We start from the raw sequence: 26,118 nt of genomic DNA on the forward strand, positions 1-26,118 counted from the left end.
CTTTGCCGTGTGAATAAACGATTATACATAGTAGTCATTGTACTTACCACCCTTTCACTGATAGGTATCGTAGTAATACAAGGTTATTGGATAAAATCGGCAATAGATAATAAAGAAGATACTTTTACATATTCTATTCAGCAGGTACTCAGTGTAGCAGCTAAAGAAATTGAGCAAAATGAAATAGATAAATATGTAACTAAAATTATGAACTTGCGCGAAAACGCCCTTCCTGCCACGAAGGAAAACCATTTGCGTGAGTTTATTTACGTTCAAGAAAATAAAGATAATAAAGAAACTTTTATCTATAAGCACGGCGTTCTCGAGGAAGATTATTACTTCCCACCCAACAATCAAACAGCAGCTCATCTTGGAGTACATTCCCTTTCCGACACCATAGCTATAAAAAGGTATACACGCCAAGAAAACCTGCAACGACTTAAAGATAAAACCGCTGATAACCAATCTCATAGCAATTTAGTAACCGACTATGAGAAACTCAGCAAACTATCCGATATAGAACGCTTAATGATAGAAGAATCATTCAAAAGTATTATTCGCAAAAAATCTATTAACGACCGCGTAAATACCGATGATATAACACGATTACTGAAAAATTTGTTGAATAAAAGGGGGCTAAACCTGCACTTTGAGTGTGCCATTTATAACAAAAATGTACTCTCAAAAGTGCACAGCCGTTATTTTGAACCCAACGAAACAAAAGAATACCGAACAGTACTATTCGGTGGCAATAGCTCAGACGACTCACTATACGAGCTGGCTGTGATATTCCCCGAACGAGAACGTTTCGTCCTCTCATCAGTAATCAGTATAGCCACACTATCAATGGTTTTTACACTAATGGTGATAGGCGTTTTTATTGTTACAATACACCAACTCATAACCCAAAGGCGTATTTCCGAAATAAAAACCGACTTTATAAATAATATGACACACGAGTTCAAAACTCCCATTGCAACAATGAGCTTAGTACTCGATAGTCTTAAAACAATCGGAAGCAACAATAATAACCCCGAAAAAATACTGCACTACGTAGAAATTCTCAAACAAGAAAACAAACGTATGCTAGCTCAAGTAGAAAATATATTGCAAATCTCAAAACTTGAAAAAGGAAGTATGCAATTAGAACGCGAACCTATGGATGTGCACGAAGTCATTATCACAGCCATAAGTCACGTACAAACAATACTCAACGAACGACAAGGACAAATACACGTACACTTTCTAGCAAGCAATGGCGATATTTCAGCCAACGAATCACACTTAGTGAACGTATTTGTGAATATTATTGAAAATGCAATTAAATACTCCCCCGAGCAGCCCGAAATAGATATTTATACCGAAAATATCAAAAATAAAGTACTCATCCGAGTTAAAGATAAAGGACAAGGAATGAGCAAACAGGCAGCAAAACATATCTTTGATAAATTCTATCGCGAGCATACCGGCGATTTACACAACGTCAAAGGACACGGGCTTGGGCTTGCCTATGTCAAAACAATAGTTGAGTACCATCAAGGTACTATAACTGTAGAAAGTGAGAAAGATAAGGGTAGCACATTTTTTATTAAGCTACCCACCATATAAGAACCTAAATATTAATTGTTAATTCTTAATTCATTTGTAACTATGAATGGAAACTATTATGCTCCAAAAACACCAGCTGAAAGCAAACGCATTCTATTGGTAGAAGACGATCCTAATTTTGGTACAGTACTAAAAGACTACTTGCTGATGAGTGGTTTTGATGTAGCACTGGCAAAAAATGGAATGGAAGGATACGAAAAATTCAAAAAAGAAACCTTCGACCTATGCATTTTAGACGTAATGATGCCTTATAAAGACGGCTTTACGTTAGCCCGAGAAATACGCGAAAAAAATGAGAAAATACCTATTATTTTTCTCACAGCCCGCACTATGCGCGAAGATGTGATAAAAGGATATCGTTCTGGTGGAGACGACTACCTGAACAAACCCTTCGACTCCGAAATCTTGTTGATGAAAATACGCTCGATGCTACAACGAAAAACCATCGAAACAATGATTGACAACAACAAATTTGAGTTTGAAATAGGTAAATTCTTCTTGAATACTAAACTGCGTATTCTCAAATACAAAGACGAAGAACCCGTAAAGCTATCTCCTAAGGAAAACGAATTATTACGACTTTTAGCACTACACACCGATGACTTTATGTCACGCGAGTTAGCACTTTCTAAAATCTGGAAAGATGATAACTATTTTACTTCGCGCAGTATGGACGTGTATATTGCTAAATTGAGAAAACTACTCAAAAAAGATAGTAAAGTAGAGATTTTAAACATTCACGGCGAAGGATTTAGATTGGTAGCCAACAAAGATACAGATAGCTTTGTATAGCTTTTTTTGTAAAAAAACTTTGGTAGGTAAAAAAAAAGTATTAATTTTGCCGCTTGAAAACAATTCAGGTTGTTCAGAGAAGAGAGTTTAAAGCTCCTTCTCACATCATAAGCTATGAAAAAATTAAAAGAATACGATATTTCTTTTGTTGGCTTAAAGCAAGGTGAGCACCAATTTGAGTACAACATCAACAAAGATTTTTTACAACTCTTTAGTTTTGATGAAGTGAATGATATCAACCAAAAGGTTACCATTCTTTTAAGTAAAAAGAGTACCTTTATGGAGTTGCACTTCAAAAATGAAGGCACTGTAAATGTAAATTGTGATGTATCAAGCGAGCCCTTCAACCTTGCAGTGCAGGGAGAATTATTATTGGTAGTAAAATTTGGCGATGCCTATAACGATGACGATGGTGAATTACTAATACTGCCTCACGGGGAGCATTTGCTAAATGTAGCACAATATATTTACGAGCTTATAGTCTTATCAATACCAGCTAAAAGAGTACACCCCGATGTACTTAATGGCACGATGCAATCGGAGGTATTAGAACGACTTAAAGCACTCGCCCCTTATGCTGAAGCTGAAGAAGAAAATAATGCAATAGATCCGCGCTGGGAAAGTTTAAAGAATTTAATAACAGATAAATAAAATTAAGTAATGGCACATCCTAAACGAAGACAGTCAAAAACAAGAAGAGATAAAAGAAGAACACACGATGTAGCGGTAGTTCCTCAAATAGCAAAAGACCCTGTAACAGGTGAAAATCACTTGTACCACCGAGCACATTGGTATGAAGGTAAGTTATATTACCGAGGTCAAGTACTTATTGATAACACAGCTGAAGCTGCTGAATAGTTTTTCAAGATTTTAATTTGGTTAAACAACAAAAAAGGACAATCACCCCGATTGTCCTTTTTTGTTGTTATTGAGTATTTGTTTATTCTGTAGCACTAGTAGTATCAGGAGTTGCCTCAGCTTCTTCTTCCAGCAAACCCTTTTTCAATAAAAGGTTATACCACTGTATTACTTTCTTGATGTCGCTGGCATATACACGGTCGCGGTCGTAAGTAGGAAGTACTTCAGCAAAATAGCTTTCTAAAGTAGCTCCATCAGCTTTAGCTGATACTCGTGCTTCATTACCTTGCTCAAGAGCCTTCATACTATTAAAAATTTCTGCTAAAGGCACCTCTTTGTCGATAGTATAGATTGCAATCTCAGACAATAGACTCACATTGTTTCGTATCCCCACAGTGATGCGTTTATCGTCTGCTAATGAGGTAGCCAAAAAGCCACCGCGTGTTTGTACTTCTAAGCGATATAAGCCAGGTTTGCCCGATATGGCAAGTATTTTTGTTAAATTCATTATTAAGTTATTAATGTTATTAAGTTTAAACTATTATCTTTTACCTTTGAGTTCAGGAAACTTCATACGGTAATCTACATTTACTTTTCCTTTACTGATGTTAGCAAGTTTGCCTTTAATAAGCTGTTTTTTCAGAGAAGAAATTTTATCAGTGAATAAAATCCCTTCTATATGGTCGTATTCGTGTTGTACTACGCGAGCTGCCAATCCATTGAGAGTAAGCTTTTGAGGTTTGAAATCCTCATCAAGAAACTCAATAGTAATTTGCTCGTTTCTACTTACATCTTCACGCACACCAGGAATGCTTAAACAACCCTCGTTGAATAGCCATTTTTTACCTGTTTCCTCTGTGATTTTAGCATTGATAAATACTTTTTTGAATCCTAATAGGAATTTTTGTTCCTCAGCAGTAAGGTCTTCATCATCAGCAAAGGGCGCAGTATCCACTACAAATAGGCGTATAGCCAAACCAACTTGAGGAGCTGCCAAACCTACTCCATTGGCGTTATTCATAGTGTCGTACATATTAGCAATCAACGATTTAAGGTCGGGGTAGGCTGGGGTAATATCTGCGCTTACTTTTCTAAGCACAGGGTCTCCGTAAGCAATAATGGGTAGAATCATTGTATTATTTTTTTTCATTGAGGGTGCAAAGGTACAAATAATTGGTCAATTAGCAAAGAGCTTACTAATTTGCAGCCCGTGTAACGCGCTCTTGTCTGTTGATAGACTCTTGGTGTATCGCTTTAAATATTTGTATTACAAACTCTTCGCTCAGGTTGTGTTGTTGCCCTTCTAATACTACTTTGCCTAATATTTCGTGCCAACGTTGATTTTGCAAAATAGCTACGTTATTAGCTTTTTTAAGTTTACCTATTTCTTCAGCTATTTCCATACGTTTTTTGAGTGTATCCAGAAGCTGGTCGTCTAAAATATCAATATGAGAGCGTAGTGTGCCAAGCTGACTTAGGTAATCTTCTTCGGCAACTGAAGTTTTTCGTATGCGTAGGTCTTTCATTATCTGCACCAATTGTGCTGGTGTAACTTGCTGAGCAGCATCGCTCCAAGCCTCATCGGGGGTGCAGTGTGTTTCAATCATCAAACCATCAAAATTGAGGTCAAGAGCAGTTTGCGATACATCGAAGATAAGGTCACGCTTGCCTGTAATATGCGAGGGGTCGCAGATGAGTGGCAAGAGAGGGAATTTGTTTTGCAACTCAATTACCAACTGCCATTCAGGGATATTGCGGTATTTCGTTTTTTCGTAGGTAGAGAAACCGCGGTGTATTACGCCTAAGTTTTTAATATTAGCGCGTTGCAGGCGTTCTATAGCACCTATCCAAAGAGCTAAATCGGGGTTTACAGGGTTCTTTACCAATACAATTTTATCAGTACCTTCCAATTCATCAGCTATTTCTTGGATAATAAAAGGGCTAACGGTAGAACGGGCTCCAATCCAAAGCATATCAATATCGTGCTCTAAGGCAAGTTTTACGTGGTCTTTATTAGCTACTTCGGTAGCTGTTTTAAGTCCTGTTTCTTCTTTTACACGCTGCAACCATTTCAGTCCAAGAGCACCAACACCTTCAAACATACCTGGGCGCGTGCGTGGTTTCCAAATACCTGCTCTGTAGAAAGATACATCTGTGTTTTTTAAACTATGAGCTATATTGAGTACTTGCGATTCTGTTTCCGCACTACAAGGTCCTGCTATTACCACAGGATGATTTAGCTGCAAATCATCCAACCATTGTCGGTTTTCTTGTGTAATTTCCATTTTGTTATTTATTAGTTGTTAGTAATTATTGTTGGGTAATGGTGGTTAGATAGGGGCAAAGATAAGAAATAATGTTTAATTTTCCGTTAAAAATAAACTTTGCTTATAATTTTAGGCGTCTTAGTCGTAAAGCATTGCTTATCACGCTTACCGAGCTGAAACTCATAGCCAATGCACCCAACATTGGTGATAGAAGAATGCCAAAGAACGGATAGAGAACACCTGCAGCTACAGGAATGCCTACTGTGTTGTATATTAGCGCAAAAAATAGGTTTTCGCGTATGTTTTTCACTACAGCTTTGCTCAATTTTTTAGCTTTTAGTATACCGCTAAGGTCGCCTTTTACTAAGGTAATTTGAGCACTTTCTATAGCCACATCAGTGCCCGTACCCATCGCAATACCCACATTAGCTTGTGCTAAAGCAGGAGCATCGTTGATGCCATCGCCTGCCATTGCTACTTTTTTGCCTTCAGCCTGCAAGCGTACTATCTCGTTGCGCTTGTCGTGAGGCAACATTTCGGCTTTGTAGTGCGCAAGCTGCATAGTTTGGGCTACTGCTTTGGCAGTGAGTGGGTTATCGCCGGTGAGCATTATCACTTCTACGCCTAAGTTTTGTAATTCTTGCAAGGCAGTAATCGCCGAAGGCTTTATAGGGTCAGTAATGGCTACTGCTCCCAAAAGGCTATGGCTATTGGCAATGAGCGAAATTGTTTTCCCTTGCTCTTGCTGTGCTGCAATAGTGCTTTGCTGTGCTTCGGTGAGGCTTATCCCTGCGGAAGCGAGCAGCTTTTGGTTGCCAAAATAGTAGTTATCTTGCTGAATAACAGCACTAACGCCTTGCCCTGTAATAGCTTTAAAGTTAGTAAAGGGTAGGGGGGTAATGCCTTTTGATTGGCAATAAGCATTAGTAGCTTTAGCAAGAGGGTGCTCAGAATGCTGATTCAAGGCGTATAATATAGGCAGCAGCTCGCTTTCAGCGGTATTGTTGAAGCTAATAACTTCACTTACTATAGGCTTGCCCTCAGTCAAGGTGCCTGTTTTATCTACTACCAAAGTATCTATTTTATTGAACTCCTCAATCGCTTCGGCTTCTTTGATGAGAATACCATTTTGCGCACCTTTACCTACCCCCACCATTACCGACATTGGGGTCGCTAAACCTAAAGCGCAAGGACAAGCGATAATGAGTACAGCTATGGCGTTCAGCAAGGCGTAGGTATAGTTGTTTTCAGTAGCAAAAATAGCCCACAATACAAAGGTGAGTAGTGAAATACCTATTACAATAGGTACAAAATAGGCAGATATCCTGTCAGCCAATTTTTGTAACGGAGCGCGGCTTTGGCTCGCTTGCTGTACCATTGTGATAATCTGTGCCAAAAGGGTTTCAGAACCTACTTTTTTGGCTTGCATTACAAAAGATTGGTTGCCGTTGAGTGTCCCTGCCGATACGCTATCACCTTCCTTTTTTTCTACGGCTATAGGCTCTCCCGTTAGCATACTCTCGTCTATAGTGGCATTGCCTTGTGTGATAATGCCGTCTACAGGTATTTTTTCACCTGGTTTTACCCGCAAAAGGTCGCCTATAAGTACCTCATCAATAGCTACTTCGGTCTCGTTATTACCTATAACTTTGGTTGCTTTGTTGGGGGTGAGTTTTAGCAATAATTTTATGGCTTGTTGGGTACGGCTGTGGGCATTAGCTTCTAAGAGTTGTCCCAAGAGTACCAAAGTGAGTATAACGGTTGCTGCTTCAAAATAGAGATGTACACGACCGTGCTCTTTGAATTGTTCAGGGAAGAATTGAGGAAAGCACAATGCGAGAATACTGAGCCCCCAAGCCACACCCGCTCCTATGCCTATAAGGGTAAACATATTGAAGTTTTTGGTTTTCAGGCTTTTCCAAGCTCTGCCAAAAAACATAGCTCCGCTGTAGAACACTACGGGCAGCGATAGCACTGCCTGCACCCAGTCCCAATAGGCAGGGGGCATTATGGCATAAAGAGGACTCTCGTGCGACATTCCCACCATTGAAATTATAAAAATAGGAAGCGTACAAATAATCGCAATGAGCAACTTTTGCTGTAGTGAGCGGCGTTGCTTGTCTTCGTGCCCCTCTTGATGGGCAAGGCTTGCCTGCGGTACTAAGTCCATACCGCACACGGGGCAATTGCCTGGGTGGTCGTAGGTCTTGTCGCCCTCGCAGTGCATAGGGCAATAAAATACCGTCCCTTGGGGTGGTTTGTGTGTAGATTTTGTTGCTGTAGTGCTTGTTGTAGGCGCATCAGCGGTAAGTGATAAACTATAATGAGTGCCGGCTAAGGCTTGCTGTAGGGTATCTAAAGATACGTTATTATGGGTTTTTACGCTCGCTTTTTTGCTACTAAAATCAACAGTAGCTTCAATTACTTCAGGGAGTTCATTCAGTTTTTTTTCAATAGTACGAGCACACCCTGCACAGCCCATACCTTTTACAAAATATTCCATTTTTATAATGATTGATGGTTGAAAATTAATAGGGATAATAAAGTTTATCTAAAAAGTTCTAAGTGGGCATCAGCCAAACGTGGCATCGCACCGTGTTGCTGACATACATAGGCAGATACCTCAACAGCCAATTGGTGCGATTGCGCTATGCTGCGCCCGTTCAGGTACGAAGCCACAAAGGCTGCCGTAAATGAATCGCCTGCACCCACAGTATCGGCTATCGTAACTTTTGGAGTTGCCAAAAACGACTTTTCGTAAGGTGTAAGTACATAACTACCTCGTGTGCCTTTGGTGAGTATCAAGAATTTCAACTTGTATTTATCCAATAGCTGCTGGCATAGCTCTTCATCAGTACCTTGTAGCTCAAATATTTCAGCAATTTTTACTATTTCTTCATCGTTTATTTTCAGTGCCGAAGCTTTATTGAGTGATGTTGTTATAATATCTTTGCTGAAGTATTTCAGCCGCAGATTAATGTCAAATACTTTTAGGCTATCGGCGGGCATCAGGTCTAAAAACTTGTGAATAGTAGCCCGTGATACCTCGTTGCGCTGTGCAAGTGAACCGAAACAAACGGTAGTTGTGTTTTTGGCTAAATTTTCCAGTCGTGTGGTAAACGGAATATTATCCCAAGCAACGTTTTCGGTAATTTCATAGGTGGGGATACCTCTGCCGTCCAACTGCACTTTTACGATGCCTGTCGGGAAGTCGGTTTGCTCAATAAGGTAGTTGAGCTCTTTTTCTTCAAGGCTTTTCAGAATTTCTTTACCCAGCAGGTCATTGCCAATAGCGCTTACAGCATAACCATTGAATCCAAATTGCGAAGCGTGATAGGCAAAATTAGCTGGTGCTCCGCCTAATACTTTCCTTTCGGGGAATATATCCCAAAGAATTTCTCCTAATCCTACTACTGTATTTTTCATTCTTTTATTTTTTTAAGTAATTTTCAATTAATAAGATATCGCCGTTTCACTTGCACTGAGTTTGTAAATAGTTACATTCTTGATGCTAAGCGTGCCTTTATCAGTTTTAAAACGGAGGGCATTATAGGCTTCAGTAGGGAATATAGTGTTGGTTTGCACCACTTCTCCGTCATTTACAAATAGCTCGGTAGAGGCTTTATCTACTAAAAGGCGTATCGTATAACTCTTTTTCGCTGTAAGAGGAGCTTTGATGAGCATTGCTGCAAAATTAGCATTGAAAGCCACACTACTTTTGGCGCGGTTGGTCACTAACGTTTTATTAGCGATGTCAAAAATGTAGGTAAGTTCTTCCCCCTTGTCATTTAGGAGCGAAAAGCTAAAGTTATCACTGCCGTTGGGGATAATACTAAAAGTGAGCTCGTAAGCACCATCGTTATTATTGAGTAACTGCTCAAAAGTAGTGGTAGTAGCCGTTTTATTAGGCAAGCTAATAGTTTCATTGCGAAGTCGTTCCATCTCTTTTACAGGCTTGCTGGCTACTACTAAATGTTCGCCATTGTGGGCTAAATTCAGCGTGCGAGCTAGGGTCATTGCGTTGCGGAAGTTTGTAGTGGGCACTTCATTAGCATAGTCCCAATTGCTCATCCAGCCTATAAATAAGCGGCGTCCGTCTTCGGCAGGCACGTTGTTCCAAGTTACGCCAGCGTAGTTATCACGCCCATAGTCTATCCAAAGAGGGTAGGGCAGAGGGTCAGGGGTGAAAGTCTTGCCGTCAAAATTCCCAATGAAGTATTGTGTAGCACTACCACCATTGGGGCTACCTGGGTTGATACTCACAAAAAGTACCCATTTGGTTTGTCCCTCATAAGTAAGCGGAAAGAGGTCAGGGCACTCCCATACCCCATCGTGGTTGCCTATCCCTTCACCAAATTCGCTTAGCTGTGTCCATTCTTTCAAGTTTTTAGAACCGTAAAAAGTAATAGTTTGGCTCGTAGCAAGGCTCATTATCCATTGTTGGGTAGGAGCATACCAAAACACTTTCGGGTCTCGGAAATCTACAATAGTAGGGTGAGTGAGCACAGGGTTACCTTCGTATTTGGTAAAAGTACGCCCGTTATCAAGGCTATAGGCTAATGATTGTACTTGTTGCTCACCTGCCGAGGTAAAGATAGCTACCATAGCATCTTTGCCAAAGCCTGCCGTATTATCTTTGTCAATCACTACACAACCCGAATAGATAGCCCCCAATTTATCAGGAGCCAACGCATAAGGAAGCTCTTCCCATTGCACTAAATCTTTGCTAACAGCGTGCCCCCAGTGCATATTTCCCCATTTGCAGCCGTAAGGATTGTATTGAAAGAAAAGATGGTATTCACCCTTGTAGTATACCATTCCGTTAGGGTCGTTAGTCCAGCCATATTGCGGACTGAAATGATATAGCGGACGGTATTTTTCCTGATAAACAAAATTGTAGTTTGCCGATTGCTTAATTTTGCTGAATCCCATACGAGCGTTTTGAGCTTCGTTGAAAGAGAGGGTCAACTTTTTGCCCTTGTAAGCCTCTATTTCTATGGGTATCCAGTAGTCAATTTGGTTTTGGGCAATCCTGATGTTGATAGGCTCGCCTATAGGCGTATTTTCCACCAATAGTTGCATTTTCACTTCAGTAGCTTCGTTCTCTATAGGCAGCAATAAGTATTTTTGTTGTACCTCAATAGTATACATATACAAGTTATCAGCAAGTTTGTTTTGAGCAGGTTGCTCACAAGCAACTGCAAGAGCAAGAAGCCCTGCGGCAGTAAGTGTTTTTAGAGTGTTGTCGTTTTTCATAGTTTTCAATAATGAACGTTAATTTATCGTACAAAGGTAGTAAAAAATAGCATAACCAACAAACAAAATAAAAACTTTTTTAATTATGATTTATCAGCGGCGAATTGTCAAACCTAAGATAAGGCAGCCTACGCCGTAGCATAGTATATCGCCCCACGAAAAGTGGTTACCTAAGATGATGTAGCCCAAACTCCCTTTTGCAAAGCCCAAATAAGTAGCCACCCCAAAGTACTGCAACACCTCTACCAATACAGCAAAAAGGAAGATACCCACTATCAGTTTACGTTTGTTTTTTACTTTCACTACCGAAAGAACCAAGTAGTATAGCAGTATCACCACCAATACATCGCCTATATACCCCCTAATGAAGCCTATACCGCTAAACACCGTAGCGATAAGAAACTCCACCCCCAGCAAAGCTAATGCCCATAAGGCATATTTTCTATTAAATTTTATTTCCATTTTATGATTCTTATTCCGCGACATAGTCAAAAATATGATTTTTTTATTATTCTGAAAAAGCACGCACAAATATACATTTTTTTTGCAAATTAAATAATAATTTATTATTTTTGCGCTTTAATTTAAAATTTTAACTTATGGGAATTATTGCTACACTTATCATTGGAGCCATCGCTGGATGGTTAGGAGGAACTATCTACAAAGGTAGTGGATTAGGACTTATAGGAAATATCATTATAGGTATTCTTGGAAGTAGCGTTGGGTACTGGCTTTTAGAAAACGTACTTCACATCTCACTTGGAGAAGGATGGATTGGTGCTATCTTAACAGGTGCTATTGGAGCTATTGTCATTTTATTTTTGATAAATTTGATATTTAAAAAGAAATAACAAGGCAAGAAGCGCAAATGTTAAAAATAGAAAAAGACCGAAAATATCTAATATTTTCGGTCTTTTTCATACTCATTTTCTTGGAACTACCTTTTTGCTTTAGCAAACCAAGTTTTTCCATCTGTAGTATACAGAATGTTCAATGAAGAGGCATTGATTCTAATTATTTTTAAACCATCTTCCAAGTCAATGTTTACTAAAGTATTAGCTCCCTCTTTTTTGAAGCTAACACCTTTTAGGTCTTCAATACCATCTGAAAAACGGAAATAATAATCATTCCCTGCTTTAACAACTGTTACTGAACCATTCTCAACAATTTTTTTCTCTTCTCCTTTTGCAAAAGAAATTTCACCTTTGTAGGTTCCTACAAAAAGGTCATTGTCAGCAGGGTCATCTTTCTTGCTGCAAGATGCACAAGAAAAAGCTACTAGTGATAAACAAATCACTGTTACTAAGGCAATAAATTTTTTCATGCTTGGTTAAATTTAAAAAGTTAATGTAAAATTTTGAGGCAATAAAGCCTTGGTAAAGATTTATTCAAATTGAATAGTTTTAAAATAAGTTTTTTGGCTAGTTATCGAAAAATAAATCTTATTACAGATTTTTGTTTAAATATCGTTTTGCTAAAAATTGCACACCATAGCCTAAAGCTATATTTATCCATCTTTTTTTATTAAATAAAAGAGAGATCCAAGTATTAGCTAATAAATTTTTTGGACTCAAACTTTCTGCTGAAGCCGATACCTGTTGCGATAGAGATAGTCTGTCAATCTCTTTTTCTAATCGAAGTAGTCTAATTTCATTATCAATTTCTTCAAATGATGAATAAGTCTTATTGTTCATTTTCTTCGTCTTCTGGGTCAGATTTAAAATAGATTTCTGATAGTTTTTGCAATAGCGACCTCTCAATTAGTTTCTTTCGAAACAATAAAACTACTAACGATAACAATATATAGAAAGCTCCTACAATAAAAAATCCCAAACCATTACTTCCTAAAGCTTCGCCTATGGCATAAGCAGTGGCAAATGACAGAAAAAATAATATTAATAAGCAGGCAAAGGCATAAATAAAAAAAGTTATAAGCCCATACGAAGACTTAGCTATAAACCTAAAAAGTATTAGTTTATAGTAAGCAAACTGCGAATTAAAGGCTGAATTTGCTTTTGTAGGAACTTCTACAAACGTTTCTTTAATAGAATAAATCGCCATAAAATTACTTCTTAATTTTACCGGCTTCTTCTTTTAGTGAAGCTAATTTCCTTTCTAGTAGACTAATTACATCCTCAGCTTTATTACTTGATTTTGAAAAAAGTCTATCTATTTTTTCTTCCAAGGAACCTTTTAGTTCCAATGATTTTTCACGCACGCTCTCTGTAAGATTTTCTAACTCCTCACTCAATTCATCCGATTTGTCTCTAAGTGTGTCTTTAATCCTTTTACGTGTGTTTTTTCCTTCGTCTGGCGCAAAAAGAATGCCCAAACCTACCCCTATAGCAGTACCTACTGCCAAGCCTAATACGGCATTTACTGTTTTTGACATAGTGTTTAAAATTAAAGTTATTTAATCAGTTATAAAGTTCAATACGATGCAAAGGTACAAAAAAAAATCAGATATTTTAATTCTTTTTTATTTTTTTTAAGCATTTTAAATTTTCTATAAATAAAATGACTATTTTTTAATTGTTTTTTATCTTTTTTTTAGCCTTAAAAAAAGAATAAGAAACTAAAAAGAAAATTATAAGCACTTTTTGATTGCTTTTTTCTTTATTTTTTTTGTAAACATTTGATTTTTAGACGTTTAAAAGCTACAACAAGAACTCATATTATTATTTGCTTCAGGTTCTTCTTTTTATTTTTTTTGCAAATTAGTCAGGTAAATGAGTTCCAATTTTAGCCTTTATTTAGAACGACTCTATTTTTACATTGGTAAAGCCTAAATAGCAAAATAGACCCCCGCTGGCGCAAGCTTGCAGCTTGTGCCCAATTTAAAATTCAAAATTCCCCAAACCTTGAGCGAACCTTCAGCGAAGGAAAGTCGGCGAGCTGGCGCAGCCGAGTATGTGACGAAGGATGAGCGAAGGATGAGCGAAGGAAAGTCGGCGAGCTGGCGCAGCCGAGTATGTGACGAAGGATGAGCGAAGGTTGAGCGAAGAATAAAAGCCTGTGCGGCTCGCACCGAAGGATAACCCAAGTTCCAATAGGAAGTGCAATTGGTTACCACTAAAGTTTTAATCATAAAAACATAAACCATTAAACATTATTTTGTATCTTTGCTTTTGTTTTCTTTTGAAGGGATAACCAAAAGTGTACCCTAATAAAATCTAAGGATTAACTATGAACCATATACATAAAAAATTGGATGAGCGTGCTGAAGCTAATGCGTTGCGCTCTTTACAGCAGAGGCATTTTACTACTGATTTCTATTCTAACGACTATATAGGCTTTAGTAGGAATAGTGCTATTGCACAGCGTGCTGATGAGATACTCGCTGCTTATCCTTTTCACAATGGTGCTACAGGTTCGCGCTTGCTCTCTGGCAACTTGCCTATTTTTGCTGATACCGAACGCTATATTGCTGATTTTCACCAAGCTGAAGCTGCCTTGCTTTACAATTCGGGCTATGATGCTAATGTAGGCTTTTTTTCGTGTATCCTCACTAAAGGCGATATTATCTTATACGATAGCTATTGTCACGCTTCTATACGCGATGGTATATCGCTAAGTTTGGCAAAGTCGTATAAATTCAGGCACAATGATTTGGCTCATTTGGAAGAGTTACTACAACGCTTTGCTACTGGCGAAGCTACTGTACTTATTGCTACTGAAAGTGTTTTTTCTATGGACGGCGACAGCCCGCATTTGCCTGAGTTAGTAGCTTTGGCAGAGCGTTATGGTGCTTATGTGGCTATAGATGAGGCACACGCTTTGGGTGTTTTTGGGGAGTATGGCAGCGGCTTGGTGCAAGCTGAAGGTTTGGCTCATCGTGTTTTTGCGCGTATTGTTACCTATGGCAAGGCATTAGGTGCCCACGGAGCTGCAGTAGTAGCAAGCGATGAGGTTGTGCAGTATTTGCTGAACTTTTCACGCTCTTTTATATACACTACGGCAATGTCGCCGCACAGCGTTGCGCTTATCAGGGCTGGTTATGAGCAGTTGCGTAGCACGGGGGCTATAGCTGGGTTGCAGGACAATATTCGTTACTTTAGGCAACAATTGGAACAGCGGCAGTTAGATGGTTTTATAGACTCACAATCGGCTATACAAGCTAAAGTAGTATCGGGCAATGAGCGTGTAAAAACCTTAGCGGCGGAGTTGCAAAGCAAAGGTTTTGGGGTACTGCCCATACTATCACCCACTGTACCCGCAGGGCAAGAACGACTGCGCATCTGTTTGCACAGCTATAACACTTTAGAGGAAATCTCCGGCTTAGTTGTTAGTGTTTAGTTCACTTGCAGAAGATATTTTCGGATAACTGCTGACATAGCTTATACGCATGCTTTTAATGAGTTTGAAAAGTATCGTATAGTACAGGAAAACTCTTCAAATCGGATTTTGATAGATTTATAGGGAGCCATCTGATAAGTTAAAAAAAAGTTGTATATTTGTCGCAAATTTTTAGAAGTTATTATTATGGAAACACTTACTAAAATAGCTCTCGAACGACTTAATTTTGAAATAATAGAAGAGCAGGAGTATACTATTTCTGATACTTATAAAAAAGAATTGCATAATCGCTTAAGAGAATGGGAGTTATCTCCAGAAACAGGAATATCTTTAGAAGAAGCCAGAAAATTAGCCTACGAGAACTATGGAAGAATATGAAGTGATACTTTCATCATTAGCTAATAAAGTGAGAAGATTATAATAATATTTTTGAAAGAATATAATTTTTCCGAAAAAATAAATACAAAATTAAAAACCATTTAAGTGCTATTTAAAAGAAATAGAAAACCAATTTAATAGACTAATTAATAAATCAAATATATGTCAAACGTATTACGCCTTCCAGCCGAACAACTCTATGCCAATGAGTTGGAGGCTCTTAAGGAAGAAGATAAAAAAGAAGAAAAACCCATAGGGTGGCAACTCTCGCCCAAAGCAGTACTGAAATTTGTAACGGGAGGAACAGCTTGTGGCGTAAACATTACCCCTAAATACATAGGGCATAACCGCTTGGTAGAAATTGCTATTGCTACGCTCCTTACCGACCGCTCTTTGCTCCTTATAGGGGAACCTGGTACTGCTAAGTCGTGGCTTTCCGAAAACCTTACGGCAGCTATCAGTGGCGACTCGGGCAAGGTGATACAAGGTACCGCAGGCACCAGCGAAGAACATATTCGCTACTCTTGGAACTACGCGATGCTACTAGCCAACGGACCTTCTAACGAAGCGCTGCTTAAATCGCCTATCTATCGCGCTATGGAAACGGGTAGCATTGCACGCTTTGAGGAAATTTCACGATGCGCCTCAGAAGTGCAAGATGCTCTTATCTCTATTCTTTCAGAAAAAACTATTGCCATTCCGGAACTTAGCAAAGAATTGCCTGCACAACGTGGCTTCTCTATCATCGCAACTGCTAACACTCGCGACCGAGGGGTAAACGAAATGTCGTCGGCATTGAAAAGACGTTTCAACATCATCGTACTGCCGGCTCCTGCTACCCTAGAAACAGAGGTATCAATTGTGAGCAAACGCGTAGCCGAAATATCAAGTAATTACAAGCTAAAAGCTGCCCTACCAAGCAGTGAAGCGATTGAGAAAATAGTTACTATATTCCGCGAATTGCGCAAAGGGGCTACCCTTGATGATAAACAAAAACTTAAATCGCCTAGTGGTGTTATTTCTACAGCCGAAGCTATATCGCTTATTACCAATAGTATGGCATTAGCAGGTAGCTTTGGCAATGGCACTGTAAGCGATGAAGATCTTGCTTCGGGACTACAAGGAGCTGTCGTAAAAGACGAAGAGAAAGATAAAATGGTATGGAAAGAATACCTAGAAAATGTAATGAAGAAACGCGGAGCTGCGTGGCGTGAGCTATACAACCAATGCTCACAAATGAATGCTTAAAAAAGCCTAAAAAGCGTAATACGTTCGTTACCGGAAGCTATCATAGTATGCTCGTCAATAAATAGCAGAGCGTGATAGCTTTCGTTGGCGATGCGTTGCCAGCTGTCGCCCTTATCAGCAGAAAAGTAAATGCCATCAGCCGCTGCTGCCATTAGGGCATATCCTCTGCTATTGGGTATGTACTTCACGCAATTGGCATAGCCCATCACCTTGTTGGTGGCAGGAGTACGCCAAGTTTTACCGCCATCGGCAGTCATAGCCACCGTAGCCTGTTTATGAGTAGGATTTTCGTAATCTCCTCCTACTACTACCCCCGTTTGGTTATCGTAAAAATCAACAGAAAAAGCTCCTTGAGAGGCTTTTCCCTGAACTAACGGCAACACGGCTAATTCTTGCCATTTATATCCCTTATTATCGGAATAAAATACCCTGCTTTGGCTACCACCTGTTACTATCCACAATTTTTTTCCTACACGAGCCATTGCAGAATTGCTACCTGCAAAAATAGCTTCTCCTTCAGCCATTTTGGGCGTTTGCGACCAACTTTTCTTTTTCCATTGCAGTCCGCCGTTATTAGTAGTTAGCACCGATAATCGTCCTTCAATAGGGTCTCCTATGGCTATACCGTATTGGTCGTCTATAAAGCACATTGCATCGTAAAACACTTCAGGGTGTTCTTCTCTATACACTTCTTTCATTCCTGTAGGGTCTGCTCTAAACAGCAAGGCAGGATTGGCTATAGAAAGCATAAAAAATCGCTCTTTAGTAGCTGCGACAGCCCTAAAATCGGATATTACTTGTATATTCTTCAAATTATTAGTCGCCATTGTTTGGTTTTGAGTATTGATAAAGCCAAAAGTAGCATCTGAACCCGCAAAAGCGACATTTTTATCTAAAAGAACCATCGCTCGTACGCTCACTTTAGGCAAATTAAAATCCTTTACTACTGCCAAACGGATCGTTTTTCCCTCATACGGATTGCTATTACCGCAGCCCGAAAGCAAGATTAATATAAGTAGTATTGTAAAATATCTCATTATTTTTTGCTAATAGAAGTTTCTTTATTCTTTTTGTAAAGGGGTATCAGGTAGCTAAAGGTATAGTTAAAATTAGTGCCAAATCGGCTATTTTCATACACACGCCCAAAAGCAGGAATATAATAATTAGGGAAGCCCGAAGCACCGGTTTGCAGTACCAAGCAGCCCACGTGCATACTGATACCAGCATAGAAATTGCGCAATAGTTCCGCCTTTAGTCCTATTACTACTTCCAACCAATGTGCTGTACGACCATTGTAGGTTCGCAACCAAGACGGATTAGTCCCCACAACAGATTCATCAAAATACTGATTGTCTTTATGCAAAGTATAATAGGTAAGCTCTTGCGAAAAAAGCGAAATTCCATAGCGTGCCCCCACGTATATCATATTTTCCATACCATACCAATTGCCATAGCTATTATAGTCAAAGCCTAAGCGCAAATACTGTCCTTGAGTAGTGTACGCAAAAAAATCTTCAGTAGTAGCTTTGCGTTCAAAACCTATTTCGGCAGCGGCATAATAATTCTGGCTGAGCCTATAGTCGCCTACAAACTCTACACCATAGTAATCTTTATTGAAAAAAGGAATAATAAGCCTACTGATATCGGCACCCACACGCAATCCGTAACGCTGTTTATAAGTGGGTGCTGCCTGCTTGCTGGGCAAGGCAATAGAAGTAGTTTTAGTAGCCGTTTTGGTAGTAACCGTATGCGTTTGAGCTTGAGCCACCGCAGGTAGTAACAGCACAATACTAATGATATAAATGAATATGAGCTCTTTTTTCATTATCAACAGTTGAATTTTGAATACGAATACCTTTTAGCCAAGAAGTAGTGGGACTAATAGTCGCAGTAAGAGTGCTATAGGTTGTTTTAATGCCACAAGCCTTACTTACAAAAGTTTCGTGAGTTTGGTAGCTAAGCGTAAGCGTAGCGGTACGGGTTACGTTGCCCGTTTCTATTTTCTGAAGTACGTACACGGTAGGATTAGTAAGGCGCAAAGGCAAAGCCAATGAGTCGGTAGTAGCATTGGTAACTAATGCTTTAGAGCTACCCTCAGCATAAACAGTCAAGTTCGTAACACTAAAAGGCGAACGAAGCTGGTTGGGGTCGTAAAAACGCACCAATAAGCGGGGGGTATTCACATTGCGGTCGCATATTTCATCCGATTCGCAACCCACCACTGCCATAGCAGCTAATATGATAAATAATATCCTTTTCAAATGATAATAGTTTATAAATCCAACAACTAATTTGTAACTACTAATTTATTGCATAGCCAAAGCGCCTTAGCTGCCGCTCATTACTACGCCAATCTTTATTTACCTTCACAAATAATTCCAAATGAATTTGTTTTCCGAAGAATTTTTCCATATCAGCTCTTGCTGCAATACCTACGCGCTTTAGTGCCTCGCCTCTGTGCCCTATGATGATTCCTTTTTGGCTATCGCGCTCTACCATTATTACCGCACGAATATGAATAATAGTCTCACTATCAGCAAAACTCTCAGTTTCTACCTCTACCGAGTAAGGTATCTCTTTTTTGTAGTGTAACAATATCTTCTCACGTATTATTTCATTTACAAAAAAGCGTTCAGGCTTATCCGTAAGCTGGTCTTTAGGAAAGAAAGCAGGCGATTCAGGCAATAGTTCCAAAATACGATTGAAAACCACATCTGTATGAAAGGAATGCAAAGCCGAAATAGGGTATATTTCAGCTTTAGGCACTTGGGTTTGCCAATAAGCTACTTGCTCCTCAAGCAATTGTTGGTCAGTAGTATCAATCTTATTGATAAGCAATAGGACAGGCACTTGCAAAGTGTTTATTTTCTTGAAAAACGTTTCGTCTTTCAGTTCTTTTTCCCCTACTTCTACCATATAGATTAGAATGTCAGCATCTTCAAAAGCCGACTTTACAAAGTCCATCATCGAGGCTTGTAGCGCATACGAAGGCTTGATAATACCGGGGGTATCCGAAAAAACCACCTGAAAATCATCGCCACTTACAATGCCAAAGATACGATGTCTTGTAGTTTGCGCCTTCGAGGTAATAATAGAAAGTTTTTCCCCTACAAATGCATTCATCAATGACGATTTTCCTACGTTGGGATTTCCTATAATGTTTACAAAACCAGATTTATGCATTTTTTTAATTTTCTGAAGCTAATTTCTTAATAGAATCTACTATTCCTTTACCCCAATGTGGGTGATTAGGTGTTTTAGGAGTAAAAACTTCAAATTTTTGAGTAGCTCTATCCAAAAAAGGTTTGGCTTTCTCAGCACCACCACCAAATACTTTCGGCGTGAAGAAAATTCCTATAGCACGTATCACATAAGGGCGTGGGTTGTCTGCATTTGTTTTAATTGCTTTATCGATGTATTCTTTGCTTATTTTACCGTATTTAGACCCTCTGAACATAGGGTTCACCTTCACCTTTGTACTGTACAGATAAGCATAAAGCGCATTAATTTCAGAAACATCAGCGTCTTTGAGCCCCTCTGCTATTTTCAAATATTTTTCTGCCTGATTGCAATAAGTATCTATTACATCTCCTTGTGAAAGATCGGCTATACGAATATTTACATAAGCCGTATAGTAATTGGCAAGCCAATTAGTAGGAGCAGCCAAAGCAATGCGTTCAAAATCATTTGCTAAAGGTTGTAATTCAGGCGTTTTATAGCTCTTATCAAGCACTTTAATTTTTTCGGTAAGCATCGTTTCTACATCCTGAGCCAAGCCCATCAAGCCCACCAACAAACAACATAACGTTACAATACGTTTCATAGTATAATGATTTAAATTGCGCAAATGTACAAAATTATTGATAATAAGCAATGATACTTTCAGAATTGTTTTATACCTTTGCAAAAAATCAGATAATATGCACCCTAAAAAAGTATTAAAATTATTGGTTATCATATTTTTACCTCTTTCAATACAAATTCTCGCTGTCAATAAAAACAAAATGCGTTTAGTAAAAGAAATAGTGATAGACCATCAGGATAGCAATATGTTCATCACCGATGAAGAAATACACCGCAGCATTATCAAAGACCCTATGGCACCTATGCCTTTAGGATTATTACGCCTACACGAATTTGAAAATATATTGGATAACAATGATATGATTGAAAATTCCGAAGTGTTCTACACCATAGATGGTACTTTACATATCAAAGTAAAACAACGCGACCCTATTGCCCGCATTTACGATGGTGATAAAACCTATTATATGGATAATCAAGGTAAAAAAATGCCATTATCAAAATCTTTTTCAGCCCGCGTACCCATTGTAAGAGGCGAAATCAATAAATATTGGGATACTACCTATCAGCTAATGATGTTTATCTTAAATGACACTTGGCTTACCGAAAATATCACCGAAGTAATCGTAAAAAACAATGGAGAATACGACTTTTATATGCGTATTCCCCATTTCAGAGTTTCTTTCGGTAAATATGAAAACGAAATGACCAAAAAAGCCAACCTAAAAGCCTTCTACAAACTACTTGAAAATACCAACCAGCTAAACGAGTACAGTATTGTCAATCTTAAATACAGCAATCAAGTAGTATGCAAACGCTAATCGTTCAATTTTTTATAATTGGCTGAGGTACCACTTCACTGTTTTCTGTATTCCTTCTTCAAATTGTAATGAAGGCTCCCACCCTAGCTCATTCTTTAGTTTCGTAGCGTCAATAGCATAACGAAGGTCGTGTCCTGCACGATCAGTTACAAAAGTAATGAGTTTTTCAGAAGTACCCTCTGGGCGACCTAATTGTTTATCCACCTCCTTGATAATTACCCTTACCAAGTCGATATTACGCCATTCGTTGAAGCCTCCAATATTGTAGGTGTCACCATCTTTCCCTTGGTGGAAGATCGTGTCAATAGCACGAGCGTGGTCTTCTACAAATAGCCAATCGCGTATATTTTCCCCTTTGCCATAAATAGGCAATGGTTTGTTATTCACTATATTGTAAATACACACAGGTATTAACTTTTCTGGGTATTGGTGCGAACCATAATTATTAGAACAGTTAGAAATCACCACAGGTAATTTATAAGTATTATGGTAAGCCCGTACAAAGTGGTCTGATGAGGCTTTAGATGCCGAATAAGGTGATTGGGGGTCATAAGGCGTTTGCTCTGTAAAAAGAGTGTCGTCCATTTCTAATGCTCCATACACTTCATCAGTGGAAACGTGGTAAAAGCGCTTTCCTTGCATATGGTCTTTCCACGCCTCGCGAGCAGCCTGCAACAAGCTAAGCGTACCCATCACATTAGTTTTCGCAAAGATGAAAGGGTCTTCTATACTTCTATCCACGTGACTTTCAGCAGCAAGGTGGATTATACCATCAATCTTCTTTTCGGCAATAAGCGTTTTCATTGCTTCGTAATCGCAAATATCCGCTTGTACAAAAGAATAATTAGGAGCTTGAGCCACATCGGCTACGTTGTCTAAGTTACCTGCATAGGTAAGTTTATCCAAGTTGTAAATGTGATATTCAGGATATTTTGTTACAAATAACCTTACCACGTGAGAGCCTATAAAGCCAGCTCCTCCTGTAATCAAAATGTTTCTTTTCATTTATTTTATTTAGTGCTACGTTTGTTATATAATTCTAAAATTCATTATTCGTCTAAATCTTCCTCCTGCATCAATTTCACCCACATATTAGAACCAAATATCAAGTCCTCAGCCTCTTTATTACTTATCATATATCGTGGAGGTCTCTTTTTATTCTCCATTATACAATCCCAAAGCGACTTCTTTTTCTCTTGAACTATCTCTTTTTCTTGCTCCATAACAACTTCAGGAGCTTCTAATATTGTTGCTTCCATAATGATCTATTTATCTGTCATTTCAAACACCAATTCGCCACCTTTCAGTAGGTCATCGTGCGAAATATACCATTGGTTATAAGCCTTGCCATTAAGCATAACCGATTTTACATATTTATTGTCTTTAGACACATTTTTAGCAATGATTGTAAAAGTCTTCCCATTAGGCAAATGTATAGTTACCTTATCAAATAGCGGGCGACCGAACTGGTATTCTCCCGAAGCAGGATTCATAGGATATAAGCCCATTGCACTCCAAATATACCAAGCCGACATCTGTCCGCAATCCTCATTACCACTCAATCCGTTAGGAGTAGTGTTATACTGCGTTTGTAAGATACGATCCACCCAATACTGTGTTTTCTTAGGTTGCCCTGCCTCGTTAAACATATAAGCTATGTGGTGGCTTGGCTCGTTGCCGTGTGCATATTGCCCTATAAGCCCAGATATATCTGCAGAAACATTATCTCCTGTAATTTCCGAACTTTCAGTAAAAAGTTTTTCCAAATGATTTAAAAAGAGCTCATTACCACCAAACAAACTGATAAGTCCTTTTACATTATGAGGTACAAACCAACTGTGCTGCCAAGCGTTACCTTCGGTATAGTCGGTGTTTTCGCGGTGGTCAGAACGCTTAGGGTCAAAAGGGGTACGCCATTTGCCATCAATGCTTTTTCCTCGCATAAAGCCCGTTTCTTTGTCAAATAAGTGAGCGTAGGCTTCTGAGCGTTTCAAGAAAAACTCAGCATCTTCTGTTTTGCCCAATGCCTTTGCCATTTGTGCTACACACCAATCGTCATAAGCGTATTCAAGCGTAATGGTTACCGATTCGTCTACCCCTGCATTATATGGTATATATCCATATTTTTTGTAAGCTTTTAGTCCACGTGCATCTTGCATCATTGTAGTTTTCATAGCCTCGTATGCCTTTTCAGCATCAAAGCCTCGTATGCCTTTTAGGTAGGCTTCAGCAATTACCGCAACCGAATGGTATCCTGTCATCGTATCAGTTTCATTGCCGTAAAGTGTCCAAACAGGCAATACCTTGTGCACCTGATAGTACGCCAGCATCGAGTTGATAATATCAGCAGTTACTTTAGGTTGCAAAAGCGTAAGCAGCGGGTGTTCAGCACGGAAAGTATCCCACAAAGAAAGCGTAGAGTAAGCCACACCCTCTGTTTTAGCAATAGAGTCATTTTCAAGCCTAAACTGCCCGTTCTTATCCGAGAATGTTACAGGAGCTACCTGTGCGTGATAGAGAGCTGTATAGAAAATCGTTTTAAGCGAGTCTACAGGTGTTTCCACAACTATACTACTAAGCGTTTTTTCCCATTGTTGCTGAGTTTCTTCTTTCACTTTATTAAAATTAAGAGAATGAGATTCGTCAGCTATTTGTTGAATATGACTATTTTCTGAAGTCATTTTCATTCTTGATCTAAACATTGACTCATTACCACTCTTTAAACTTCCTATTGCTTTATCTACAAAATCAGCGCGCTGTTGTATTTTAGGATCATTAGTATCTGCCATTTTTTCAAACCCTAAATTCTCTAAAGCATTATCTTCATTTACAGATGAAAGAGCCACTTTCACTTCAAGAATATCACTCTCATTATTAAAAAAAAACTGACCTGAAGGAATCTGTCTCACTTTATCCAAGATATGAGGATTAGGCTCAAAAGTCATAAATGTTTCAACCTGTTTTTCCTTTTCTTTTTCTTTTATTTCTTGTACATATGCCTCTTCAATTTTTCTTACTCTATCTATTTGTTTGAGCTCATTAGGGTTTTTAGATGTAATGACCTTATTGAGATTTGCTTTTGTAATAGGTTTAGAAAACTGAATGGCAAAGTATACTTTTTGATTTTTAGCCCAGCCCTCACTATAGCGATAGCCTGTAATCAAATAGTCCGATTCTTGTTGTATATAGGTTACTATAGGGCTATCCCAGTTGATAGCAAATCCTAAGTTGAGGATTACCGATTGTTCCGCACCCTTTTCAAAAGTATAACGATGCACCGCGTAGCGTTGTGCAGCTGTAAGCTCTACATTCACCTTAGGGTCTTCTAAATACACCTGATAATAACCAGGTTCTGCTTTTTCGTTTTTATGACTATAGCGTGATTTATAAGGCACCATATCGCGAAACTCTTTGGCATTTACTGGGTATTGTTCTTTGCGCCCGTATTTCAGTGTGCTGAGGTCATATTCTTTAGTAGTAGGCATCAGCAAAATATCATTAAGGTCGCCGATACCCGTACCACTAAGGCTCAAATGCCCAAAACCTACCATCAAGCTATCGGAATGGTGATAGCCCGAGCACCAATCCCAATGGCTCAAACCATTCACAGGGCTCACCTGTATCATTCCAAAAGGCGTAGTAACCCCAGGGTAAGTATGCCCGTGCCCCCCCGTACCAATAAACGGATCTACATAGCTAATAAGCGGTTTTTGAGGTGCTTCATTCACCCCTTCATTCATAGTTTTAGGCTGATTACAAGCCCACAAGCAAGCACCTACCGCTGCCAAATAAATATGTTTCAATTTCATCTTATTACATTAACGGTTAATTAATGAGGCAAAGATACAAAATAAAGTTTAATTATCACCCTCATAAGCATTATTTTTTACTCACCCTCCGTGCCTTCTGAATTTATCTTCTACTATTATTCCTATATTATTCATTGTTTATAAGTTTTATATCTTTTTCCAAAGCCTCTATTTCTTTTAAATCGTACAAATCGGCTTGTTGTGCCTCAAAATGTTTGCGTTTGCTATCAAACGCTTCATATACTTTGCCTCATAATCCTTCCCATCTGAAGCAGTTGTCAAATAATTTTTGACAACTGCTTTTTCATCTAATTCCTTATCTTCCAGAATGTTAATTATGTGATAGCTAATACTTTGCTTAGAGGTGTCAAAAAGGTCAGCCAGCTGATTTTGGTTCAGCCATATCGAGCCGTCTTTGGCATACAAAGCTATTTTTACTTTGTTGTCATTGGTCTTATAGATAATAATATCCTGATCTGTTTCCTTTGTTCTTTTACTACTCATTTTCTATTATCTTTTTTAGTTGTGAAATTAGTACTGTTGCGTTATTCCTATCTTTACTAAAGAAAATTCTAATAATATTTATTTACTATTTGAAAAACAATATTTTAAAAATTGCTGTATGATGATTTGATAGTATTACTCAATTGAAATGTCAGAAAAATAAAATGGGTGTAAATTATTGTATATCAATATCTTATAATAAAAAATTAAAAATCAACGCAACAGCAGTATTGTGAAATAGCTTCATTTATATTTGCCGCTTTTTCCATAATTGCGACTTATACGAAGTTGCAAAGATATAAAAATAATGGTTATTTGTCAATAATCAATAATTAATTTTAGGTGCCGCCAATTCAAAATTCAAAATTTCCCCCCAGCGAACCTTGAGCGAAGGATGAGCGAAGGATAAGCGAAGGTTGAGCGAAGGATAACACTTTTTTCTACGTACAAATCTCACAAATCCTACAAGTCCCAGCA

General features: G+C 38.6%; 29 protein-coding genes. 9 read left to right on the top strand and 20 right to left on the bottom strand.

Features of this window, described 5'->3' with window-relative positions; genetic code table 11:
- Positions 1–9 precede the first annotated feature (9 nt).
- From J4N46_RS07060 to rpmF, 4 genes are all read left to right on the top strand, one after another.
- Positions 10–1,608, top strand: a complete 1,599-nt coding sequence (locus J4N46_RS07060; protein ID WP_208058717.1) for a sensor histidine kinase — start codon at positions 10–12, stop codon at positions 1,606–1,608.
- Between the two features lie 42 nt (positions 1,609–1,650).
- Positions 1,651–2,400, top strand: a complete 750-nt coding sequence (locus J4N46_RS07065; RefSeq protein ID WP_009416650.1) for a response regulator transcription factor — start codon at positions 1,651–1,653, stop codon at positions 2,398–2,400.
- A gap of 114 nt (positions 2,401–2,514) precedes the next feature.
- On the top strand, positions 2,515–3,051 hold the full coding sequence (locus J4N46_RS07070; RefSeq protein WP_208058718.1) for a YceD family protein: 537 nt from the start codon (positions 2,515–2,517) through the stop codon (positions 3,049–3,051).
- A 9-nt stretch (positions 3,052–3,060) separates the two neighbouring features.
- A complete protein-coding gene (gene rpmF, locus J4N46_RS07075) occupies positions 3,061–3,258 on the top strand; it encodes a 50S ribosomal protein L32 (RefSeq protein WP_009416652.1) in 198 nt (65 codons plus the stop codon).
- Between the two features lie 82 nt (positions 3,259–3,340).
- Here the strand turns inward: rpmF and J4N46_RS07080 are convergent, their stop codons facing one another.
- From J4N46_RS07080 to J4N46_RS07110, 7 genes are all read right to left on the bottom strand, one after another.
- On the bottom strand, positions 3,341–3,766 hold the full coding sequence (locus tag J4N46_RS07080; RefSeq protein WP_208058719.1) for a DUF5606 family protein: 426 nt from the start codon (positions 3,764–3,766) through the stop codon (positions 3,341–3,343).
- A 33-nt stretch (positions 3,767–3,799) separates the two neighbouring features.
- Positions 3,800–4,390 carry a peptide deformylase gene (def, locus tag J4N46_RS07085; protein WP_208058720.1) on the bottom strand — a complete coding sequence of 197 codons (591 nt, stop codon included), beginning with the start codon at positions 4,388–4,390 and terminating at the stop codon, positions 3,800–3,802.
- 64 nt (positions 4,391–4,454) lie between these two features.
- Positions 4,455–5,543, bottom strand: a complete 1,089-nt coding sequence (locus J4N46_RS07090; RefSeq protein WP_208058721.1) for a bifunctional 3-deoxy-7-phosphoheptulonate synthase/chorismate mutase type II — start codon at positions 5,541–5,543, stop codon at positions 4,455–4,457.
- A gap of 103 nt (positions 5,544–5,646) precedes the next feature.
- Complete coding sequence (locus J4N46_RS07095) at positions 5,647–8,028, bottom strand: heavy metal translocating P-type ATPase (protein WP_208058722.1); 2,382 nt, start codon at positions 8,026–8,028, stop codon at positions 5,647–5,649.
- A gap of 44 nt (positions 8,029–8,072) precedes the next feature.
- Complete coding sequence (locus J4N46_RS07100; protein WP_208058723.1) at positions 8,073–8,951, bottom strand: carbohydrate kinase family protein; 879 nt, start codon at positions 8,949–8,951, stop codon at positions 8,073–8,075.
- Between the two features lie 27 nt (positions 8,952–8,978).
- Positions 8,979–10,781 carry a GH32 C-terminal domain-containing protein gene (locus J4N46_RS07105; protein ID WP_208058724.1) on the bottom strand — a complete coding sequence of 601 codons (1,803 nt, stop codon included), beginning with the start codon at positions 10,779–10,781 and terminating at the stop codon, positions 8,979–8,981.
- Between the two features lie 93 nt (positions 10,782–10,874).
- Positions 10,875–11,243: a ribosomal maturation YjgA family protein gene (locus tag J4N46_RS07110; RefSeq protein ID WP_208058725.1), complete on the bottom strand. Its 369-nt coding sequence runs from the start codon at positions 11,241–11,243 to the stop codon at positions 10,875–10,877.
- Positions 11,244–11,380: 137 nt separating this feature from the next.
- Between J4N46_RS07110 and J4N46_RS07115 the strand changes: the two genes are divergently transcribed.
- The gene (locus tag J4N46_RS07115) at positions 11,381–11,632 is read left to right on the top strand and encodes a GlsB/YeaQ/YmgE family stress response membrane protein (RefSeq protein WP_208058726.1); all 252 of its coding nucleotides are present in this window, start codon (positions 11,381–11,383) and stop codon (positions 11,630–11,632) included.
- Positions 11,633–11,718: 86 nt separating this feature from the next.
- On the opposite strand, the gene J4N46_RS07120 is transcribed toward J4N46_RS07115, so the two are convergent.
- The 4 genes from J4N46_RS07120 to J4N46_RS07135 all read right to left on the bottom strand — a co-directional run bounded on the left by J4N46_RS07120 (position 11,719) and on the right by J4N46_RS07135 (position 13,173).
- Positions 11,719–12,105 carry a hypothetical protein gene (locus J4N46_RS07120; protein ID WP_208058727.1) on the bottom strand — a complete coding sequence of 129 codons (387 nt, stop codon included), beginning with the start codon at positions 12,103–12,105 and terminating at the stop codon, positions 11,719–11,721.
- Between the two features lie 121 nt (positions 12,106–12,226).
- The gene (locus J4N46_RS07125) at positions 12,227–12,475 is read right to left on the bottom strand and encodes a DUF6327 family protein (RefSeq protein WP_208058728.1); all 249 of its coding nucleotides are present in this window, start codon (positions 12,473–12,475) and stop codon (positions 12,227–12,229) included.
- Positions 12,465–12,842 (bottom strand): hypothetical protein, encoded by a 378-nt coding sequence (locus J4N46_RS07130; RefSeq protein ID WP_208058729.1) that lies wholly within the window; start codon positions 12,840–12,842, stop codon positions 12,465–12,467. Before J4N46_RS07130 ends, J4N46_RS07125 begins: the two co-directional genes overlap by 11 nt.
- Positions 12,843–12,846: 4 nt before the next feature.
- Positions 12,847–13,173 carry a YtxH domain-containing protein gene (locus J4N46_RS07135; protein ID WP_208058730.1) on the bottom strand — a complete coding sequence of 109 codons (327 nt, stop codon included), beginning with the start codon at positions 13,171–13,173 and terminating at the stop codon, positions 12,847–12,849.
- Positions 13,174–13,967: 794 nt separating this feature from the next.
- Here J4N46_RS07135 and J4N46_RS07140 point away from each other — a divergent pair.
- The 3 genes from J4N46_RS07140 (at position 13,968) to J4N46_RS07150 (ending at position 16,703) form a co-directional block, all read left to right on the top strand.
- Positions 13,968–15,077: an aminotransferase class I/II-fold pyridoxal phosphate-dependent enzyme gene (locus J4N46_RS07140; RefSeq protein WP_208058731.1), complete on the top strand. Its 1,110-nt coding sequence runs from the start codon at positions 13,968–13,970 to the stop codon at positions 15,075–15,077.
- 186 nt (positions 15,078–15,263) lie between these two features.
- Positions 15,264–15,455 (top strand): hypothetical protein, encoded by a 192-nt coding sequence (locus J4N46_RS07145; protein WP_208058732.1) that lies wholly within the window; start codon positions 15,264–15,266, stop codon positions 15,453–15,455.
- 162 nt (positions 15,456–15,617) lie between these two features.
- On the top strand, positions 15,618–16,703 hold the full coding sequence (locus J4N46_RS07150; protein WP_208058733.1) for an ATP-binding protein: 1,086 nt from the start codon (positions 15,618–15,620) through the stop codon (positions 16,701–16,703).
- On the opposite strand, the gene J4N46_RS07155 is transcribed toward J4N46_RS07150, so the two are convergent.
- The 5 genes from J4N46_RS07155 to J4N46_RS07175 are packed head-to-tail and all read right to left on the bottom strand — an operon-like array spanning position 16,700 to position 20,526.
- Positions 16,700–17,740 carry a WD40/YVTN/BNR-like repeat-containing protein gene (locus tag J4N46_RS07155; protein ID WP_208058734.1) on the bottom strand — a complete coding sequence of 347 codons (1,041 nt, stop codon included), beginning with the start codon at positions 17,738–17,740 and terminating at the stop codon, positions 16,700–16,702. The genes J4N46_RS07150 and J4N46_RS07155 overlap by 4 nt on opposite strands.
- Complete coding sequence (locus J4N46_RS07160) at positions 17,740–18,528, bottom strand: DUF6048 family protein (protein ID WP_208058735.1); 789 nt, start codon at positions 18,526–18,528, stop codon at positions 17,740–17,742. The genes J4N46_RS07155 and J4N46_RS07160 overlap by 1 nt, the downstream gene beginning before the upstream one ends.
- Positions 18,494–18,964, bottom strand: a complete 471-nt coding sequence (locus J4N46_RS07165; protein WP_394369229.1) for a DUF6452 family protein — start codon at positions 18,962–18,964, stop codon at positions 18,494–18,496. Before J4N46_RS07165 ends, J4N46_RS07160 begins: the two co-directional genes overlap by 35 nt.
- 40 nt (positions 18,965–19,004) lie before the next feature.
- Positions 19,005–19,886 (bottom strand): GTPase Era, encoded by an 882-nt coding sequence (era, locus tag J4N46_RS07170; RefSeq protein WP_208058736.1) that lies wholly within the window; start codon positions 19,884–19,886, stop codon positions 19,005–19,007.
- Positions 19,887–19,890: 4 nt separating this feature from the next.
- Positions 19,891–20,526 (bottom strand): hypothetical protein, encoded by a 636-nt coding sequence (locus J4N46_RS07175; RefSeq protein WP_208058737.1) that lies wholly within the window; start codon positions 20,524–20,526, stop codon positions 19,891–19,893.
- Positions 20,527–20,623: 97 nt separating this feature from the next.
- On the opposite strand from J4N46_RS07175, the gene J4N46_RS07180 reads away from it, so the two are divergent.
- Positions 20,624–21,328: a cell division protein FtsQ/DivIB gene (locus J4N46_RS07180; RefSeq protein ID WP_208058738.1), complete on the top strand. Its 705-nt coding sequence runs from the start codon at positions 20,624–20,626 to the stop codon at positions 21,326–21,328.
- Positions 21,329–21,340: 12 nt separating this feature from the next.
- Here J4N46_RS07180 and rfbB read toward each other — a convergent pair whose 3' ends face one another.
- The 4 genes from rfbB to J4N46_RS07200 form a co-directional block, all read right to left on the bottom strand.
- Positions 21,341–22,333, bottom strand: a complete 993-nt coding sequence (rfbB, locus tag J4N46_RS07185; protein WP_208058739.1) for a dTDP-glucose 4,6-dehydratase — start codon at positions 22,331–22,333, stop codon at positions 21,341–21,343.
- Positions 22,334–22,377: 44 nt separating this feature from the next.
- Complete coding sequence (locus tag J4N46_RS07190; protein ID WP_208058740.1) at positions 22,378–22,587, bottom strand: hypothetical protein; 210 nt, start codon at positions 22,585–22,587, stop codon at positions 22,378–22,380.
- Positions 22,588–22,593: 6 nt separating this feature from the next.
- Entirely contained in the window at positions 22,594–25,137 is a 2,544-nt protein-coding gene (locus J4N46_RS07195; RefSeq protein ID WP_208058741.1) for a GH92 family glycosyl hydrolase, read from the bottom strand.
- A gap of 177 nt (positions 25,138–25,314) precedes the next feature.
- A complete protein-coding gene (locus J4N46_RS07200) occupies positions 25,315–25,641 on the bottom strand; it encodes a DNA-binding protein (protein WP_236013874.1) in 327 nt (108 codons plus the stop codon).
- Positions 25,642–26,118 lie beyond the last annotated feature (477 nt).

The organism is Capnocytophaga bilenii (assembly GCF_017565765.1).
Classification (GTDB): Bacteria; Bacteroidota; Bacteroidia; order Flavobacteriales; family Flavobacteriaceae; genus Capnocytophaga; species Capnocytophaga bilenii.